The 16,082-nt window shown below is 48.9% G+C and carries 12 protein-coding genes; 6 read left to right on the top strand and 6 right to left on the bottom strand.

The window, feature by feature from the left end:
* The first annotated feature begins 12 nt into the window (after window positions 1–12).
* Together M4J38_RS19515 and M4J38_RS19510 are read left to right on the top strand one after the other, a co-directional pair.
* On the top strand, window positions 13–270 hold the full coding sequence (locus M4J38_RS19515; RefSeq protein WP_251761492.1) for an acyl-CoA-binding protein: 258 nt from the start codon (window positions 13–15) through the stop codon (window positions 268–270).
* Complete coding sequence (locus M4J38_RS19510) at window positions 267–1,373, top strand: glycosyltransferase (RefSeq protein WP_251761491.1); 1,107 nt, start codon at window positions 267–269, stop codon at window positions 1,371–1,373. The genes M4J38_RS19515 and M4J38_RS19510 overlap by 4 nt, the downstream gene beginning before the upstream one ends.
* Here M4J38_RS19510 and M4J38_RS19505 read toward each other — a convergent pair.
* From M4J38_RS19505 to M4J38_RS19480, 6 genes are all read right to left on the bottom strand, one after another.
* A complete protein-coding gene (locus M4J38_RS19505) occupies window positions 1,342–2,508 on the bottom strand; it encodes a glycosyltransferase (protein ID WP_251761490.1) in 1,167 nt (388 codons plus the stop codon). The genes M4J38_RS19510 and M4J38_RS19505 overlap by 32 nt on opposite strands.
* A 43-nt stretch (window positions 2,509–2,551) precedes the next feature.
* Window positions 2,552–3,313 (bottom strand): triose-phosphate isomerase, encoded by a 762-nt coding sequence (gene tpiA / locus M4J38_RS19500; protein WP_251761489.1) that lies wholly within the window; start codon window positions 3,311–3,313, stop codon window positions 2,552–2,554.
* Between the two features lie 18 nt (window positions 3,314–3,331).
* Complete coding sequence (locus M4J38_RS19495; protein ID WP_251761488.1) at window positions 3,332–4,525, bottom strand: putative sugar nucleotidyl transferase; 1,194 nt, start codon at window positions 4,523–4,525, stop codon at window positions 3,332–3,334.
* Window positions 4,526–4,548: 23 nt separating this feature from the next.
* Window positions 4,549–5,535, bottom strand: coding sequence for a phosphodiester glycosidase family protein (locus M4J38_RS19490; protein ID WP_251761487.1), 987 nt, complete (start codon window positions 5,533–5,535; stop codon window positions 4,549–4,551).
* A gap of 2 nt (window positions 5,536–5,537) precedes the next feature.
* Window positions 5,538–6,467 (bottom strand): lipoyl synthase, encoded by a 930-nt coding sequence (gene lipA / locus M4J38_RS19485; protein ID WP_251761486.1) that lies wholly within the window; start codon window positions 6,465–6,467, stop codon window positions 5,538–5,540.
* Between the two features lie 61 nt (window positions 6,468–6,528).
* A complete protein-coding gene (locus M4J38_RS19480; protein WP_251761485.1) occupies window positions 6,529–7,350 on the bottom strand; it encodes a hypothetical protein in 822 nt (273 codons plus the stop codon).
* Between the two features lie 52 nt (window positions 7,351–7,402).
* Here M4J38_RS19480 and M4J38_RS19475 point away from each other — a divergent pair, with 52 nt between their 5' ends.
* From M4J38_RS19475 to M4J38_RS19460, 4 genes are all read left to right on the top strand, one after another.
* On the top strand, window positions 7,403–7,807 hold the full coding sequence (locus M4J38_RS19475) for an OsmC family protein (protein WP_251761484.1): 405 nt from the start codon (window positions 7,403–7,405) through the stop codon (window positions 7,805–7,807).
* Between the two features lie 67 nt (window positions 7,808–7,874).
* A complete protein-coding gene (locus M4J38_RS19470) occupies window positions 7,875–10,880 on the top strand; it encodes a T9SS-dependent choice-of-anchor J family protein (protein WP_251761483.1) in 3,006 nt (1,001 codons plus the stop codon).
* A complete protein-coding gene (gene mqnE / locus M4J38_RS19465) occupies window positions 10,877–12,019 on the top strand; it encodes an aminofutalosine synthase MqnE (RefSeq protein ID WP_251761482.1) in 1,143 nt (380 codons plus the stop codon). Before M4J38_RS19470 ends, mqnE begins: the two co-directional genes overlap by 4 nt.
* Before the next feature lie 323 nt (window positions 12,020–12,342).
* Window positions 12,343–16,082, top strand: a 3,740-nt coding sequence (locus M4J38_RS19460) for a fibronectin type III domain-containing protein (protein ID WP_251761481.1), incomplete at its 3' end; no start/stop codon positions are given.

Below are 16,082 nucleotides of genomic sequence, written 5' to 3'. Positions count from 1 at the left end.
TCCGGCAAAAACATGGATACAGCAACTAAATTCCAGGAAGCCGTGGCGGCCAGTAAAACATTGACGGAGAAGCCTTCCAACGAAATATTGCTTCAATTATACTCCCTTTACAAACAGGCTACCGAAGGGGACGTGAGCGGAGATGCGCCTTCAAACCCTTTCGATTTTGTGGCGAAGGCGAAGTACGCGGCCTGGGAAGAATTGAAGGGGAAGACGAAGGAATCGGCTATGGCGGAGTATGTAGCACTCGTGGGGAGGTTAAAGGGATGAGAATCGGTATCATCTATACAAAGTTTTATCCTTTAACCAGCAGCGCTTCGGCCCATGGATATTATGTTTTCAGTCATCTGAAAAAAAGGGGGTACGAATTGCACACGCTTGGTATGGGTGACAATCTCCTTTCTGTCGATCATTCCAGGAATATAAAAGGCGTATTTTCTTTTCTGAAAAGCATTGATGTACTTTATATCAGGGTAACACATTGGAAATGGTACGAATGGGCCACATTATTAAAACTATTGTCTTTCGGCAGAATTAAGGTGATCTGGGAAATAAATGCACCCATTGAGGAAGCGTTAGCCGACCAACAAGGCAAACCAGATATTAAACTGTTAACCTGGATAAAACGCAAGAACAGGAACAGGAGAATGCTGTCCCGTTTCTGTGATGGCACTATCTCCGTGAGCAGGATACTCCAGCAGTATTGTGAAAAAAACCTTTTGGTAAAAAAGCATACCTATTTTCCAAATGGAGCGGAGCATGAGGTGATGCGGCGCGAAAAAACCGCGGACACGCATCCGATGAAAGACTTGGTAGCCGATCGCTTCGTAGTGGCATGGGCCGGAGTAAGCGGTTCATCCTGGCAGGGAACCAATAAAATACTTGAAGTAGCGGAACGAATGCAACAAAGTGACCCGGATATCCTGTTCGTTACTTTTGGTAGCCATTCCGTTTACAACAGTAAAATTCTCTCTAATGTAATTTCCTTCGCTGAAATCAGAAACGACCTTCTCCCCTCTTTTCTTTCCCACGCACATGTAGGTCTTTGTATTTATAATGATTACAACTGGTCGCCGATCGGTTTTTACGGGTCTTCTCTTAAATTATTTGATTATATGGCCATGGAACTGGTGGTGATCGCCAGCAATATGGGACAAATCGCTGAAATCATAAAAGATGGCGAAAACGGGCTGCTCACGGATGGGAGTATCGAGGATATTATCCGGAAGATCAGCTACTCAAAAGAGCGTTATGCATCACTCACCAATATGCGCGGTAATGCGCGAAGACTCGTAGAAACAACGTACAACTGGGAAAAAGTGGCTGAAAAAACCGCTGATTTTATAGAGAAGATCGCCGGGAACCATCGCTGATTACCGAATGATACAGTTTGTTTAATGATTTGCCCACTACTTCATAAGCATACAATGAACAGGCTGATGCCGCTATCGTTCTTTTATCAAATAGATCGTTTTTTTTGATCATTTCTTTTAGGGCAGCGAGCAATCCGTTAACACCTGTCCCTTTCACCATTATGGCGTTGCTTTCATGCACCATTTCGGCTATGCCGCCAACCGTTGTGGTTACAACGGGTAAACCTGCACACAAAGCCTCCGCAATCACACAGGGAGCGTTTTCTGAAATACTGTTCAAAATAAAGGCATCTGCAGCCTGCATCTCTTGTGCTACGGCACTATAACTGATTTCTCCACGGAAGAAAACTATGCTGTTCAACAGTCCCATTTTCTCTGCCAATTCAACATAAGTAGCATCCCGGTTTCCTGCAATCACCAGTTGAAAGGGTGTCGATACCGCTTTTTCAAGTAAAGCAACCGCCTCAAGTATGCCCGAAAAATTCTTCACCGGGTCGAGATTGGAAACGTGAAGAAAAGTGAATACGGCGGATTGACTTTCTATGTATTTAAATACATCCGTATCCACAACATTCGGGATCAAAGTAAAGGGAATTGGCTTCACATAGTGATTGATTTTCTCCGCGATGTAAGCGCTCACGGTAGCAAGATGTGTGGCATTCCTGAATATGTTCCTCATCAGCAACCGGAAAATAAATGGGCGGTTGGGGTACGGCCCTTCCACATTTTCATTGTATATCCCCCAATGCTCTGTTACCACAAAAGGAATTCCGTATTTCCTTTTGACCCACAAAGCAAGCAATCCAGCGTTCCAGGGCACATGTACATGCACCAATGCTGGTTTGCCGTGCGTTGCTATATAATTCCTGATGATTTTTTTATATGAACTGAACCAATGGAACAGATCCAGCGGCTTGAACAATCCTCCTTTTTTACGGAAATAAAAGAGTTGTTCGGTAAGTCCTGGTGAAGTATTGGAAACTTCTTCGTCAACCGAAGCGGGCTTTAATGCGATTACGTGGATATCGTTGTATAGAGCCGCCGCCCTTGCGTGTCTCTGCACGAAATCACCATCGAAGGGGTCGTTCCTGTTTGGATACCAGCTACAGAGCCAAAGTATTTTTTTTCTCTCCATAGCGAACCTGATCCTTCGATGGTGAAATCAAACTGTTTATAAATTATTTCAACGCGCCGATAATCACTTTAAACTCTTCGGCCACCAGCGATGCGCCTCCTACTAATCCACCATCCACATCCGGGCAGGCAAACAATTCAGCGGCGTTGGCGGCTTTTACGCTTCCCCCATAAAGGATGGAAACTTTTTCGGCAGTGGCCGCGCCATATTTATCGGCCAGTACGCTCCTGATGTAGGCGTGCATTTCCTGTGCCTGCGCTGTAGATGCGGTAACACCGGTACCAATGGCCCAGATCGGCTCGTATGCGATCACTACTCGTTCCATCTGTTCCGCGCTGAGGTGGAAAAGTGATTCTTCCAGTTGAACGCGGACAAATTCGTTCTGGTTCCCCTGCTCTCTTACCGGGAGGGGTTCTCCGCAACAAAAGATGGGGGTAATGTATTCCTGGATCGCCGTGGTTACTTTGGCGGCGAGGAAGGCGTTGCTTTCGCCAAAATATTCCCTTCTTTCCGAATGCCCCAGCACCACGTAAGTAACGTGGATGGAGTGCAGCATATCAGCGGATATCTCACCGGTATAAGCGCCGGCTTTTTTATCGTGGAAATTCTGGGCGGCCACAAAAGCCTTCGCGTAATCGTCGGTCTTTTTAACGGCCATTTGCAGGTAAGGCGCCGGCACCGCGAAAATAGCGCGTTGGTGTTCATTCAATCCGGCTGTGGCGGGAAGAATGGCATCCAGGAGTTCTTCGCCCTGTTGATAGGTCAGGTTCATTTTCCAGTTGGCGGCTGCAATTTGCTGTCTCATGCTTGCTCTTGTTTTGTTTTATGGTTCTTTGTCGAATATATGTTTCAGTATGTTCACTTCGTGTTCACCAAGTTTTTTCCCTTTGAAAGCTTTCCATCCTTTGATGTCTTCCAGGAATTTGTCGAACCGGTATCGTTCGATGCCCTCGCTTCCCCAGGCGAACGAAGGTATGAATTTCGGCGTTAGGGCATCTCCCCCGAATACATTGGCCCCCACCCCTACTACTGTGCCGGTATTGAACGAGGTATTGATGGCGGCCCGTGCGTAATCGCCCATCATCAACCCGCATTTCATACTTCCTGCCAGATCAGCTTCCGCGCCGGGATGGTTCCATAATTTTACGGGTGAAGTATTGTTTTTGAGGTTGGAATTGCTGGTGCCCGCACCCAGGTTGCACCAATGGCCGATCACGGAATCGCCGAGGTAGCCGTCGTGCGCCTTGTTGGAATAGCCCATCATGATGCTGTTCTTGATTTCCCCGCCCCCGGTGCAATACGGTCCTATGGTGGTGGCGCCATAAACACGGGTCCCCATTTTCAGCACCGCGCCTTCTCCCAGGGCGAAAGGCCCGCGGATGAGGCAACCTTCCATCACCTGGGCGTTCTTCCCGATGTATATTGGTCCGGTTGAAGCGTTTAATATGCTGTGCAGCACCACCGCGCCTTCTTCCATAAATATATTTTCCGGAGTGGTGATGCGGTTGGAGGCATCAGGTACCGCTGATATTCTATTGGAAGAAAGCAGGCTGAAATCGTTCCTTATGCAGCGGTCGTTCCATTCAAACAGTTGCCGCGGGTGTTCAAGTACGTTTGGGTTTTCTTCAGTAAATTCTTTCAATTCAGCTACGCGGAAGGAATGTTTCCCGGTGATAAACGCCGCATTGAACCGAAAAGCGAAGCCGCCGTAACCGGTCAAAGAAAGGCCTTGTCCCGGAACAAGCGATAGTACCGCCTTTGCCAGGGCCGGGGTTGGGATTACATTTCCGTGTATCAGCAGGGCATCGGCATAGGGCATATCTGGGGATATCGTTACTGATCCCGAATGATCTTTATAATAATCGGATGTTTTATCGGAAGAGGTACAATTCAGTAAAAGCTCCCATTTTTCCCTGATGGTAAGGATGCCGATCCTCAGGTCCTGTATGGGCCTGGTGGCCGTAAAAGGGAAAAGCCGTTCGGGCCTGCAATATTCTTCTGTAAAAAGGAGTTGCATGGGATAAAGCTACTAAAAAGAGGTTACTTCACTATGAATACGGCCGGGACGGGTCTTTGCCCTTCCTTATCAGATGGCCTTATGGTTTCTTTTCCGTTCACCAGCATACAACTGCTGCCGCCACCATCGAGGTTCAGGGCCTCCGTACAACCAATATCTATAAGCATTTTTGCCATTTGCTGAAGATCGGCGCCTTCGGCCACGCCCGGCATACGGCCTTGTACCACAAGTACGATCAACCGGCCATCTTCGGTATAGCCCATCGCGGTGCGGGGGTGCTTATCATACAACGCTTTGCCCGCGAACTTCATTTCCTCATTGTTCGTGATCCGTACTTTTCCATCCTGCACCAATACCGGTCCGCCGCCAACGGCGGTTTGCACCTTCCAGCTTTCCACAATACCATTTCTTCGTTTAAGCGTGGGCGTATGGTGCAGCGTGGGGGCAAAAGTGTATTTGCTTACATACTGAAAGGAATCTTTACGGTACTCAGGCCCTTTCTCAAAGGCGACGGGGTACTTCGCGGCGGAATCGGTATAAAGCCAGGCCACATCGGCCTTTCGTTTTCTACTGATTCCAATGGCACTGCCGGTGGTATGGTGATAGAGTAGCGTATCCTTCCCTTTTCCTCCGGTGGAATGCAGATTAAAACTCACCATTTCCCCGTTCCTGACCACCGTGTTCAGGTTTTGATTGGTCTGGAACGAAAAGAACGTTGTATTGACCACCAGCAAAGGCTTCCCGTTCTTTTCATAAAACTGTTGCGGTGTAAGCCTTCTTGATAATGTTGTATCGGCAACGAACAGGCGTTTTTTATCTTTCAACGGTACTTCGAAGTAATAAGCTACATTGGGTTTGCCATCGAGTGCGCCAGCGGTATAGTATACATTGACGCCCTGGGGCAATGAACCAAACTGCTCATTTACATTTGTCCATTTCAGTTGTGCCATGCCTGTTTGTGCCAAAAAGAAAAGGCCCGTTACGGCCTTTAAAAATTTTATCGGTTGCATTTTCAGCTTAAGTTTTTTTCCTGTTCCCAAACTTTTCTTCCGTAGCCCTGGAAAACATGCTTTTCGGAATGGTAGGAAGAACGAACGAGGGGGCCACTTTCAACATAATCAAAACCCAGTTGGTAGCCGATTTCCCTGAGTTCAGCGAACTCATTGGGGTGAACGAACCGGTCCACGGGAAGGTGCTTTTTGGTGGGCTGAAGGTATTGGCCGATGGTTACTACATCCACACCATTATCGTACAGGTCGTGCAGGGTTTGCACCACTTCTTCCTTAGTTTCGCCAAGCCCGAGCATGATGCCGGATTTGGTGCGCATGCCACCTTCCTTCAATTGGCGGAGCGTATCCATGCTTCTCCAGTACTTGGCCTGGATGCGTACGCGCCTGGTCATGCGTTCCACGGTTTCTATATTGTGGGAAACCACTTCGGGCGCCGCTTCAATGATGCGTTGAATGGGTTCTTTCTCCGCCTTAAAATCGGGGATCAGCGTTTCCAGTGTAGTATCCGGGTTGAGTGACTTTACCGCTTTAATGGTATTGTGCCAGATGATGGAGCCACCATCTTTAAGTTCGTCGCGGTCCACGGAAGTGATCACGGCGTGTTTCACTTTCATAAGGTGGATGGCTTCTGCCACACGCTGTGGTTCGTCCCAGTCTACGGCTTCGGGCCTTCCCGTCGCCACGGCGCAGAAACCGCAACTGCGGGTGCAGATGTTGCCGAGAATCATGAAAGTAGCGGTTCCCGCTCCCCAGCATTCGCCCATATTGGGGCAATTGCCGCTTTCGCAGATGGTATGGAGCTTGTGCTGGTCAACCAGACCTCTTACGTGTTTATAACTTTCTCCGATAGGTAATTTAACCCTGAGCCAGTTCGGTTTTTTAACCCTTGTTTCTTCTTCATTAATAACCTGAACGATCGGTAATTCTTGCATCCTCAATGTTTTAGGGAAGCATACGCCTCCTTATTTTTCTGAAATCTGGCACAAAGTTACATTACTTCCTTTTACCAAACTCAATTGCCAGGTAGGCGCCGAAGAAGAGTTGATCGGCTTTGTAATCGACCATGATGGGCACTTTCTGGGCGTAGAAATCAGCGGTGAGTCCTACTTCCAGGGCGGATACCACTTCATTGAAACGGCCGTAATCGAAACGGAGGCCGCCCTTTGCGTAAGCGCCGGGACGTATTTTAATTTCTCCCCAGCCTTTTCCAAGTCCGGCCCCACCTTCTATACCATAACCGCTTCTTTCTCCCACAAATGCAAGGTCGTCATCTGCATTTTCACCATATTTGATTTCGCTCACCTCATTATTCTGTTGAAAATTAACAACGCGGATATAATAGGGGCGCATCAACCCCAGGGATACCCCACCCATATACACGGCATTCACCGACACCCCGTTTTTATTGCCTTTATCTCCGATTCGACGGGATTGTCCGTAGGCGAATTTCAGGTTGTAAAAGTAGTTTTGCTTCGCATAGATAACAGGATTATTCACTATGGGAATAATTGATGAGTTGTTCAGGAACTGAACTTTATTTTCCTTCGGGTGCTTGATTTCGGCGAATTCAAGTTGGTAAAGTGTAGCGTAATTCCTGTTCTTCATCCTGGCCCACTCAATAAAAGCGCCATATCCATTGGACCGCAGTTGAATGGCGAAAGTGGTTTGCTTATTATAGATGACTACGCCCTCTTCTTCCTGCCGCATCAGCGCATTTATCCTTTCTTTCCTCTCCTCCCTTCTCTCTTCTTTACTCTGCGCGAAAAGAAGTCCCGAACTGAACAGCAGTGCCGCTGCGGCAAAAAGTTTTTTCACGGTAATGATTTGATTACTTGTTACTAACGTAAATTTAGGGCAAAAATATATAATGACCTCTTCTGTTACATACGAAGGTAATTTAAGAACAGTTGCCACCCACCTCCGCTCCAGCACCATCATCGAAACCGACGCCCCTACGGATAACAATGGAAAAGGCGAACGGTTCTCTCCCACCGACCTTACGGCCACGGCCCTTGCCAGTTGTATGCTCACCATCATGGGCATGAAGGCGCCCGCGTTAGAAGTGGCGCTTGAAGGTACCAAAGTGGAAGTGGAGAAGATCATGAGCGCCGACCCACGCAGGATTTCCGGCATAAATTTAACATTTCATTTCCCCGAAACAGTGGTAGCCGGAGAAAAGGAAAGAACCATCCTGGAACGGACCGCCCATACCTGCCCCATGATTTATAGCATTCACCCAGACATTAAGGTACAGGTAACATTTAATTGGTAGTTTAACGCTACACTACATGCCCGAGCGCAGCAACCTGCAGGAAAGCATGGGTTCATAAAAAACACACATGCTGAAAACTACGTTCACCTGCCTGCTGTTATTGGTATGCTTTCTATTGGAAGCCCAACATGTTCATACGGAAAGGTGCGGAACAGGAGCAGTGATGGAAAAGTATTTCCGTCAATTCCCAGCGTACAGAAAAACTTTTGAAGAAAGACTGGACCAGCTCAGGAAGCAGGCAGTACTTCGAAAAGAAATCCATACTGATGCGCGCGTTCAGGCTTCTTTACAGGTGCCTGTTGTGTTCCATGTGTTGTTGCCCAATCCCGCGCAGGTAACCGACGCGCAACTATTGGGGCAACTGAAAATCATTAATGATGATTTCAGCGGTTCCAATGCGGATTCAGTGAATATACCCGCCGCTTTTAAAGACCGTTTTGGTAAAAGCCAGATCAGCTTCTGCCTGGCGCAACGGAATCCGCTGGATGAACCTACTTCCGGCATCGTTCGCAAAACATATACGCTGGGGGCGTCTCCGGGTTTAGGGGATCCTGTGAAATACACTTCGCTCGGCGGTTCAGATGCCTGGGATCCGGGCAGATTTCTTAACATCTGGGTAACGGAGATAGCCGGAGGCACACTGGGTTATAGTTTTTTACCCGGAACTCCGGGACTGCCCGCACCCGAAATGGGCTTAGTGCTCAATTACAGGTACACCGGCAATTCAGGTACGGCCACGGCCCCTTTTAACCTGGGAAGAACCGCCACCCATGAACTTGGGCATTTTTTCGGTCTGCAACACATCTGGGGTGCATCGGAAAATACGCGCTCCTGCTCCGATAGTGATGGCGTAAGCGATACACCCAACCAGGACACCGCCAATTTCGGCACACCCACATTTCCAAAAACAGATGCCTGTACCCCATCCGCCCCAGGTGTAATGTTCATGAATTATATGGATTACGTGAACGACGCGGCCATGATGATGTTCACCCAGGGACAGGCGGCTTTAATGGAAACCGCGCTGAACAACTCTTCCGACAGATCAGGCTTGCTGCAATCCAACGGTTGTACCGCCCCGGTAGTTTACCCTTTGGATGCACGTGTTGTTGCAGGAGTTAATATTTCAGATGGGGCCGTCCTTTGCAGCGGAAGCTTCAGTCCTTCCATCACCATAAGAAATTCAGGCACCACCACCCTCACCACATTTTCAGCCGGCTATATCCTGGACGGCGGAACGCCGCAAAGCAGTACATTAAACGTTACGTTGGCGGCTTATACGGCAGCAAATATCCTGCTTCCCGCCGTGAACCTTACGCCGGGTACACATACCCTTCTTGTATTCGTGGCAGCTCCCAACGGAGGAACGGACAACAATCTTTCAAACGATACGCTCCGGATCAGCTTCTCCGTGAACGCACCTGCAGATTTGCCCATAACCGAAGGATTTGAAAGCGGTACGATCTCCGGAAGCTGGTACCTGCGCAGCACCGGCAACACCAACTGGCAGGTCACTACCTCTGCTGCACATACCGGCACGTATTCGATCTATTTCCCCAACTTTGAAACAGATGAACCTGGAAAAGCGGCGGACCTGGTATTGCCCGCGGCAACCCTGAACGGAGCAGACTCCATTGCCTTGAAGTTTTTTGTAGCGGCCGCCATCTACAACAATACATACCTTGATACCTTACAGGTATTGGTTTCAACAGATTGCGGGGCAACCCTTACCTCCGTGTACAAAAAATGGGGGAGCACACTCGTAACCGCTCCAGCTACTTCCGATGCCTTCTTCCCGAACGCCACACAGTGGCGGGAAGAACAGATCGACCTGTCGGCTTTCAGGAACAGCGGAACGATCCAGGTTTTCTTCCGGAACATCAACCAGTTCGGCAACAATATATTTCTTGATGATATTGCATTGAACGGATTCAATTTCCCCGATAACAATGCCGCATTATCCACCATCAACGATCCGGCTGAGCGGCTTTGTACCCCGAACATCACACCGAAGGTGACCATCCGGAATGAAGGGATAGCGCCGCTTCAAAGCTTACGGATCGCTTACAGAACAGACAATGGAACAGAAACATCCTTCCAATGGACGGGATACCTTGAAAGATTTCAGACTGAAGTGGTCACCCTTCCCGCCACGGCGGTTACGACGGGTACGCACGAACTGATCGTATATACTTCTCTTCCCAACGGACCCCCTGACCCGGATCATACCAACGACACTTTGCGCAAAACTTTTACAAGGCAGGACCCTATTCTTTTGCCATTGTCAGAAAGCTTTGAACAATCGGGCTTTCCGCCACAAAACTGGTTCCTGCAAACTCAAGGTAACAACACCTTTAACTGGGCACTTACCAACCTGGCCGCTTATACCGGGACCCGCAGCGCAGTAGCGGGAAATGCATCTGCACTTGGAACCCAGGGCGGATCAAGCGATCTTTCTACGCCATTGTTTACCTTTGCACCCTCAGATTCCCTCTATGTATCGTTCCGCGTAGCTGCACAACCTAAAAACCCGTCCGAACCGGATTATTTCAGTATTCAACTCACCACCGATTGCGGACTCAGTTACCAGCAGGTGTATTTCAAATCCACCACGGAATTGAGCATGGAAAACACAGGCAGCAACGGAGATTTTGTTCCGGCCAGAAGGAACCAGTGGCGGAAAGATTCGGTGAATCTCACGCCATTCCTGGCACAATCCAACACTTTTTACCTCGTTTTCCGCAATATCAATAACTTTGACAACAATATTTACCTGGATGATGTAAATGTGTATGGAAGAAACCTTCCTGCCAAATTAAAGGAGGACGGATTCCTGATTTCGCCGACGGTTACCCCGAACCTGCTGATGGTGCAGCATTACAGCCAGCCAACCGGTTTACGGTACATCAGGCTGGTGAACGCTGCCGGCCAACAGGTGTACCAGCGGCAATATACCGGGAACGCGGCTTCTTACATAGAACTACACCTGGGCCACCTGGCGGCGGGAACATATTTTATTCAACTCGGGTATACCGACAGGCATGTGACGAAAAAAATTGTGAAGACACCATGAGTACAGCAGCAACACTTGAAAGACTCTACCAACTAACCTCCGAAGAATCGCTTATCCAAATAGCCGGTAAAGTACTGGCGGAAGAAAGGATCACACCCGAAGAAGGTGTACTTCTCTTTGAAAAAGCAACGCTCCCCTTCGTGGGAACGCTGGCCAACCATATCCGTGAACGGAAACACGGCAATATCACTTATTACAACAGGAACTTTCATATAGAACCTACCAATGTTTGCGTATTCTCCTGCAAGTTCTGTTCTTACTCTAAGTTATACGCGCACCGGGAAGAAGGCTGGGAACTGACCACGGAACAAATGCTGGACATCGTTAAAAAATACGACTGGCAACCCGTGACTGAAGTGCATGTGGTGGGTGGCGTTCATCCCAAACTCACGCTGGAATTCTTCGCCGACCTGCTCCGGAAAATAAAGGCGCATCGCCCTGAACTTCACATCAAAGGCTTCACACCCGTTGAACTGGATTATATGTTCCGCAAAGCCAAAGTATCCGTTGCCGATGGCATGAAATACCTCCACGAACAAGGACTGGACTCCCTTCCGGGCGGCGGGGCCGAAATATTCCATCCCGAGATCAGGCAGCAGATCTGTGACGATAAAGTAGATGCGGAAGGATGGCTTGCCATACATGAAGCCGCGCACAACCTGGGCATGCACAGCAATGCCACCATGCTTTACGGACACATCGAATCCTATTTCCACCGGGTGGACCATATGGAAAGGTTGCGCCAACTCCAGGATAAAACCGGAGGCTTCAACACGTTCATCCCGCTGAAATTCAGGAACGGCGACAATGAAATGAGCAATGTGCCCGAATCTACGGTAGTGGAAGACATGCGCATGTACGCTATAGCCCGCATATACATGGACAATTTCCCCCACCTGAAGGCCTACTGGCCCATGCTGGGCAGGAACAACGCCCAGATGACACTGTCTTTCGGCGTGAATGACCTTGACGGCACCATTGATGATACCACGAAAATCTATTCAATGGCCGGATCAGAAGAACAAAAGCCAGCGATGACCACCAAAGAACTTACCCTGCTGATAGAACAGGCGGGCAGGGTGCCGGTGGAAAGAGATACGCTTTACAACAGTATAAGCAGCGCTCCCGTATTGACGTAAGTAATGGCCCACGCTATCACATTAATCACAAAAATTATATATCGATACTCAACGTTTGTTTCATTTTTTGAAAATGAGATGTTAACGGGCACCCGTAAGTGGTAAAATTTGCCACCGGCACTTGCAACATTCATTTAGTTTGCTATATATTTGCGTACCCTATCCTGAAAACTCCTATCTCCTATCTATAACCGCCACTACCGTTTGCCCCGGCAAATTCTCCAGTGGTATGCATTGTTGCCAGAATTTCAGTATTCCTGAAGAGCCGACATTCAAAAATGCCGAAAGGCTTATTGTGCCTACAAACCACTAATTGTCCGTTAATGAAGCAGTCCTACTCTCCGTTGCGATTAGCAGTATTATTGCTGCTCCTCCTCATTGAAAACTTCGCGCATGCGCAAACAGGTGTATTGAATCCTGATGACCCCATTGTCGTGTACAACGCCAGTGCTCCGCCGGAAACCCCGCCATTCGGCACGCTTTCCAAGTGGGTGAAAACAAACAGGGTATCTTTCAATACCACTTCGTACAAGGCCTATTTCTACAAGGGAATGTCTTTCAGACTGAAGTTCCCGAAATCCTACAAAGATTCGCTGGGAAGGGGTAAGAAGTATCCCATCATGGTATTTTTTCATGGTGTTGGTGAAAAAGGCTCTATTTACGATAACGAAGCCCAGTTGGTACACGGTGGACAACGCTTCATGAACAATGTGGACAACGGCAGTTTCGACGGGTTTCTTTTTTATCCGCAAACCAGTTCTTCCTCCGGTGGTTTTAATACCAATCATTACAGTGCGATCAATGAACTGATAGAAAACTATTTTATTCCCGAACTTGGTGTAGATCCTTTCCGCGTGATCGTGAACGGTTTATCCGGCGGTGGCGGCGCAACATGGCAGATGCTGAAACTGTATCCCACGTTGGTGGCCGCGGGAACTCCCATCAGTGCGGTATCTAACTATGACGCGGATCCTAATAATATCGCGAATGTAAAATATACGCCGATCTGGCTTTTCCAGGGTGGACTTGATAAAGCACCGGCTCCTTTTACCGCGCGTGGCGTGGTGAACTCCTTTAAAGCCGCCGGAGCAAATATCACTTATACAGAATATCCAACATTGGGTCATAGCAGTTGGAACACCGCCTGGGCCGAAGCCGATTACCTCCCTTTCATCAAAAGGGCGCATAAGGCTAATCCCTGGCCGCTCAATGGCAGAACTGAATTCTGTCCCAACACCACCATCAGTCAGGTCATCGGCGTTACGCCCGGTTTTGATGGTTATGAATGGAGCAAGAACGGACAGGTAATTGCCGGAGCGAACAACAATACATATACCGCAACTTCGATAGGCACTTACGCCTGTCGTGTACTGAGGGGTACTGTTTGGTCAGACTGGTCGCCCATCCCAGTGGTAATTAAAGAAAAAGGCGCCACGGTTCCGCCCGCGATTACCATTTCAGGCGGTGGTAGCCCGCTGATCCCATCCCCTTCTCATACTGATGGTGTACAACTTGAAGTGCCGGAAGGATTCATTGCTTACTCCTGGCAAAAAGAAGGGGAAGCCACTGTTCTTGGCACAACAAGATTTCTGCAGGTACAACAACCAGGCGCTTACAAAGTGATGGTAAGCGAAGAAAACGGTTGCGCCAGCGAATTCTCAGCTCCTTTTGTGGTGAAAAACGCGAATGGAACGGATGCGCCTCCGGCACTGCTGTCGGTAAGCGCGGATGCAGTTTCCAAAACAAAAATACGTGTGAGCTGGAACCAGGTTCAGGCTCCCGCAAACAATGAAACGGGTTTTGAAGTATACCAATCAACTGCAGCCGGCGGCACGTACCAGCTTATAGCCACCACTGCCGCGGACAGCACAGGCTTTACGATTGAACAACTGCGTTCCAACACCATTTATTATTTCAAAGTAAGAGCCATCAACAACAATGGCGCTTCGGCTGTAAGCAATGAAGTAAACGCACGTACACTTTCGGATATTCAGGCGCCTACCACACCGCTTCAACTCCAGGTAATTTCCACAACCCGTAATGCGGTGGAATTAAGTTGGAATGAATCCACAGATGATGTGGCGGTTACAGGATATGAAGTGTATGTAGATGGATTGAAATATTACGAAACAGAGAATACCTATATCACGGTGTATAACCTGGAACATGGCTCCGCCTATAATTTCCGGGTAAAAGCCAAAGACGCGGCGGGTAACCTTTCAGCCTTCAGCAACCAGGCTACCGCCCGACCTTTGCTGAACGGACTCAGTTTCAAATATTACATCACCACTGAAAACTGGACCGCGCTTCCCAACTACGACTCCCTCACCCCTTATGCTGTGGGCACAATGCCTGCGGTAAGCATCAATGAGAGAACCCAGGACGACCGCTTCTCTTACCTTTGGGAAGGTTATATTACCGTACCGGTAACAGGTACCTACTATTTCCGCACGGCATCGGATGAAGGAAGTAAGGTATGGTTGGGTAACCTCAACCAGGTTGGTTCCCCATACGCTTATGTGGGCGGCCCTGTAGTGGTGAACAATGACGGTAATCACGGAAATACCACGGTTACCTCACAGGCGCTCACCCTGCAGGCAGGTACTTATCCGATTGCGATCGCCTATTTCGAAAGAACGAGCGGCCAATCCATGACCTTCTCCTGGAGAACACCGCTTACCGGTTCAGGTTACGCAACAGTGCCCAATTCAGCCTTTATTGACCCCGCCCCTGCCGATGGCGTCGCCCCCGCAACACCGGGTGCGCTTTCAGCTACCGCTCTGGGACATAATAAGGTGCAACTCTCCTGGAACGACCGCAGTAGCAATGAAGTGCGCTTTGAGGTGTGGAGGTCTGAAGACGCTACGGGTGGCTTCACAATGGTGGGTACTACAGGTGCAAACAATACAGCCTTTACCGATTCCCTGGAATTACAACCTGCAACAAACTACTTCTACAAAGTGCGTGCTGTTGGTGAGTTTGGAGAATCGGCCTTCTTCCCCGTTGATAATGACGCACTCGGCGTGTGGAGGTTGAACAATTCTTATATTGATTCCATTTCCGGAGCTAAACCGCTTATTCCTTCCAGCGGCCCTGTATTTGATAACAACAATAAGAAAGAAGGTTCCCATGCACTGGTGTTTAACGGCACCAACCAGCATGCAGACTTTACAAGTGTAGCCAACGATTACCTCCGCGGCGCTTACAATAAAAAATCCGTTGCTTTCTGGATGAAGGCCACCACATTTACAGGAGGCAGAAATGTGATTGATATCGGTGGACGCGATTACGGCCTGGCGGTAAGGCTCGACTCCAATAAAATATTCGTGGGTGTGGCCAACGCCAATGTGCGCAAAAGCATTTCCGTTCCTTATACCAGCACGAACTGGGAGCATGTTACGGTAGTATATGATACGAATACACTGAAATTATACCTGAACGGCACGCTGGTTGCCGGCGACAGCGCACTGGGCTTTAACGCCATCGCCGCCGGTTCAAACTCCTCTTCTGTTGCAAGGGTGAACGGTACCAATGCCTTTAACTTCGGAACCGGAAGGTTCGCCGGCGCTATCGACGATCTTTCCATCTTCGGGAAAGCGCTTACCAGTGGAGAAATCAACCTGTTGAAAGAGAACAAATACGATAAGCTGGAAGTAAGAACGGAAGATCTTCCCGCAGGTCCGCAGGCTCCGGCGCAACTCAACGCCTCCGCTGTTTCAACAAGCCGTGTTCACCTCACATGGAACGATGCGTCCAACAATGAAACCGGCTTTGAAATATACCGATCCGCCAATACCGCCGACGGATATGCGCTGTTTGCCACTGTACCGGCTAACAGTACTTCCTTTGCGGATACAACACTTCCCGCCAACACCACTTACTTCTATATGGTGCGTGCGGTAAATGAAGGAGGGCATTCCGCTTACAGCAATGAAGACAGCGCCACTACATGGAACTCAGCGCCTGTTGTTACAGCGATTGCGCAGAAGAACATGTGCTTCGGTACGCAATTGAACCTGCCTGTTTCCGCTACGGACGCCGATCCTGAGACGCTGACCATCCA

Origin of the sequence: Parasegetibacter sp. NRK P23, assembly GCF_023721715.1 — a bacterium.
GTDB lineage: Bacteria > Bacteroidota > Bacteroidia > Chitinophagales > Chitinophagaceae > Parasegetibacter.
Note: the sequence above shows the minus strand (reverse complement) of the source record. Positions and strands in the feature narration are given on the sequence as shown.

Excerpts from the sequence above, each read along its gene's own strand:
- M4J38_RS19515 (WP_251761492.1), top strand. The coding sequence starts at position 13 with ATGGATACAGCAACTAAATTCCAGGAAGCCGTGGCGGCCAGTAAAACA.
- M4J38_RS19510 (WP_251761491.1), top strand. The coding sequence starts at position 267 with ATGAGAATCGGTATCATCTATACAAAGTTTTATCCTTTAACCAGCAGC.
- M4J38_RS19505 (WP_251761490.1), bottom strand. The coding sequence starts at position 2,508 with ATGGAGAGAAAAAAAATACTTTGGCTCTGTAGCTGGTATCCAAACAGG.
- tpiA (WP_251761489.1), bottom strand. The coding sequence starts at position 3,313 with ATGAGACAGCAAATTGCAGCCGCCAACTGGAAAATGAACCTGACCTAT.
- M4J38_RS19495 (WP_251761488.1), bottom strand. The coding sequence starts at position 4,525 with ATGCAACTCCTTTTTACAGAAGAATATTGCAGGCCCGAACGGCTTTTC.
- M4J38_RS19490 (WP_251761487.1), bottom strand. The coding sequence starts at position 5,535 with ATGCAACCGATAAAATTTTTAAAGGCCGTAACGGGCCTTTTCTTTTTG.
- lipA (WP_251761486.1), bottom strand. The coding sequence starts at position 6,467 with ATGCAAGAATTACCGATCGTTCAGGTTATTAATGAAGAAGAAACAAGG.
- M4J38_RS19475 (WP_251761484.1), top strand. The coding sequence starts at position 7,403 with ATGACCTCTTCTGTTACATACGAAGGTAATTTAAGAACAGTTGCCACC.
- M4J38_RS19470 (WP_251761483.1), top strand. The coding sequence starts at position 7,875 with ATGCTGAAAACTACGTTCACCTGCCTGCTGTTATTGGTATGCTTTCTA.
- mqnE (WP_251761482.1), top strand. The coding sequence starts at position 10,877 with ATGAGTACAGCAGCAACACTTGAAAGACTCTACCAACTAACCTCCGAA.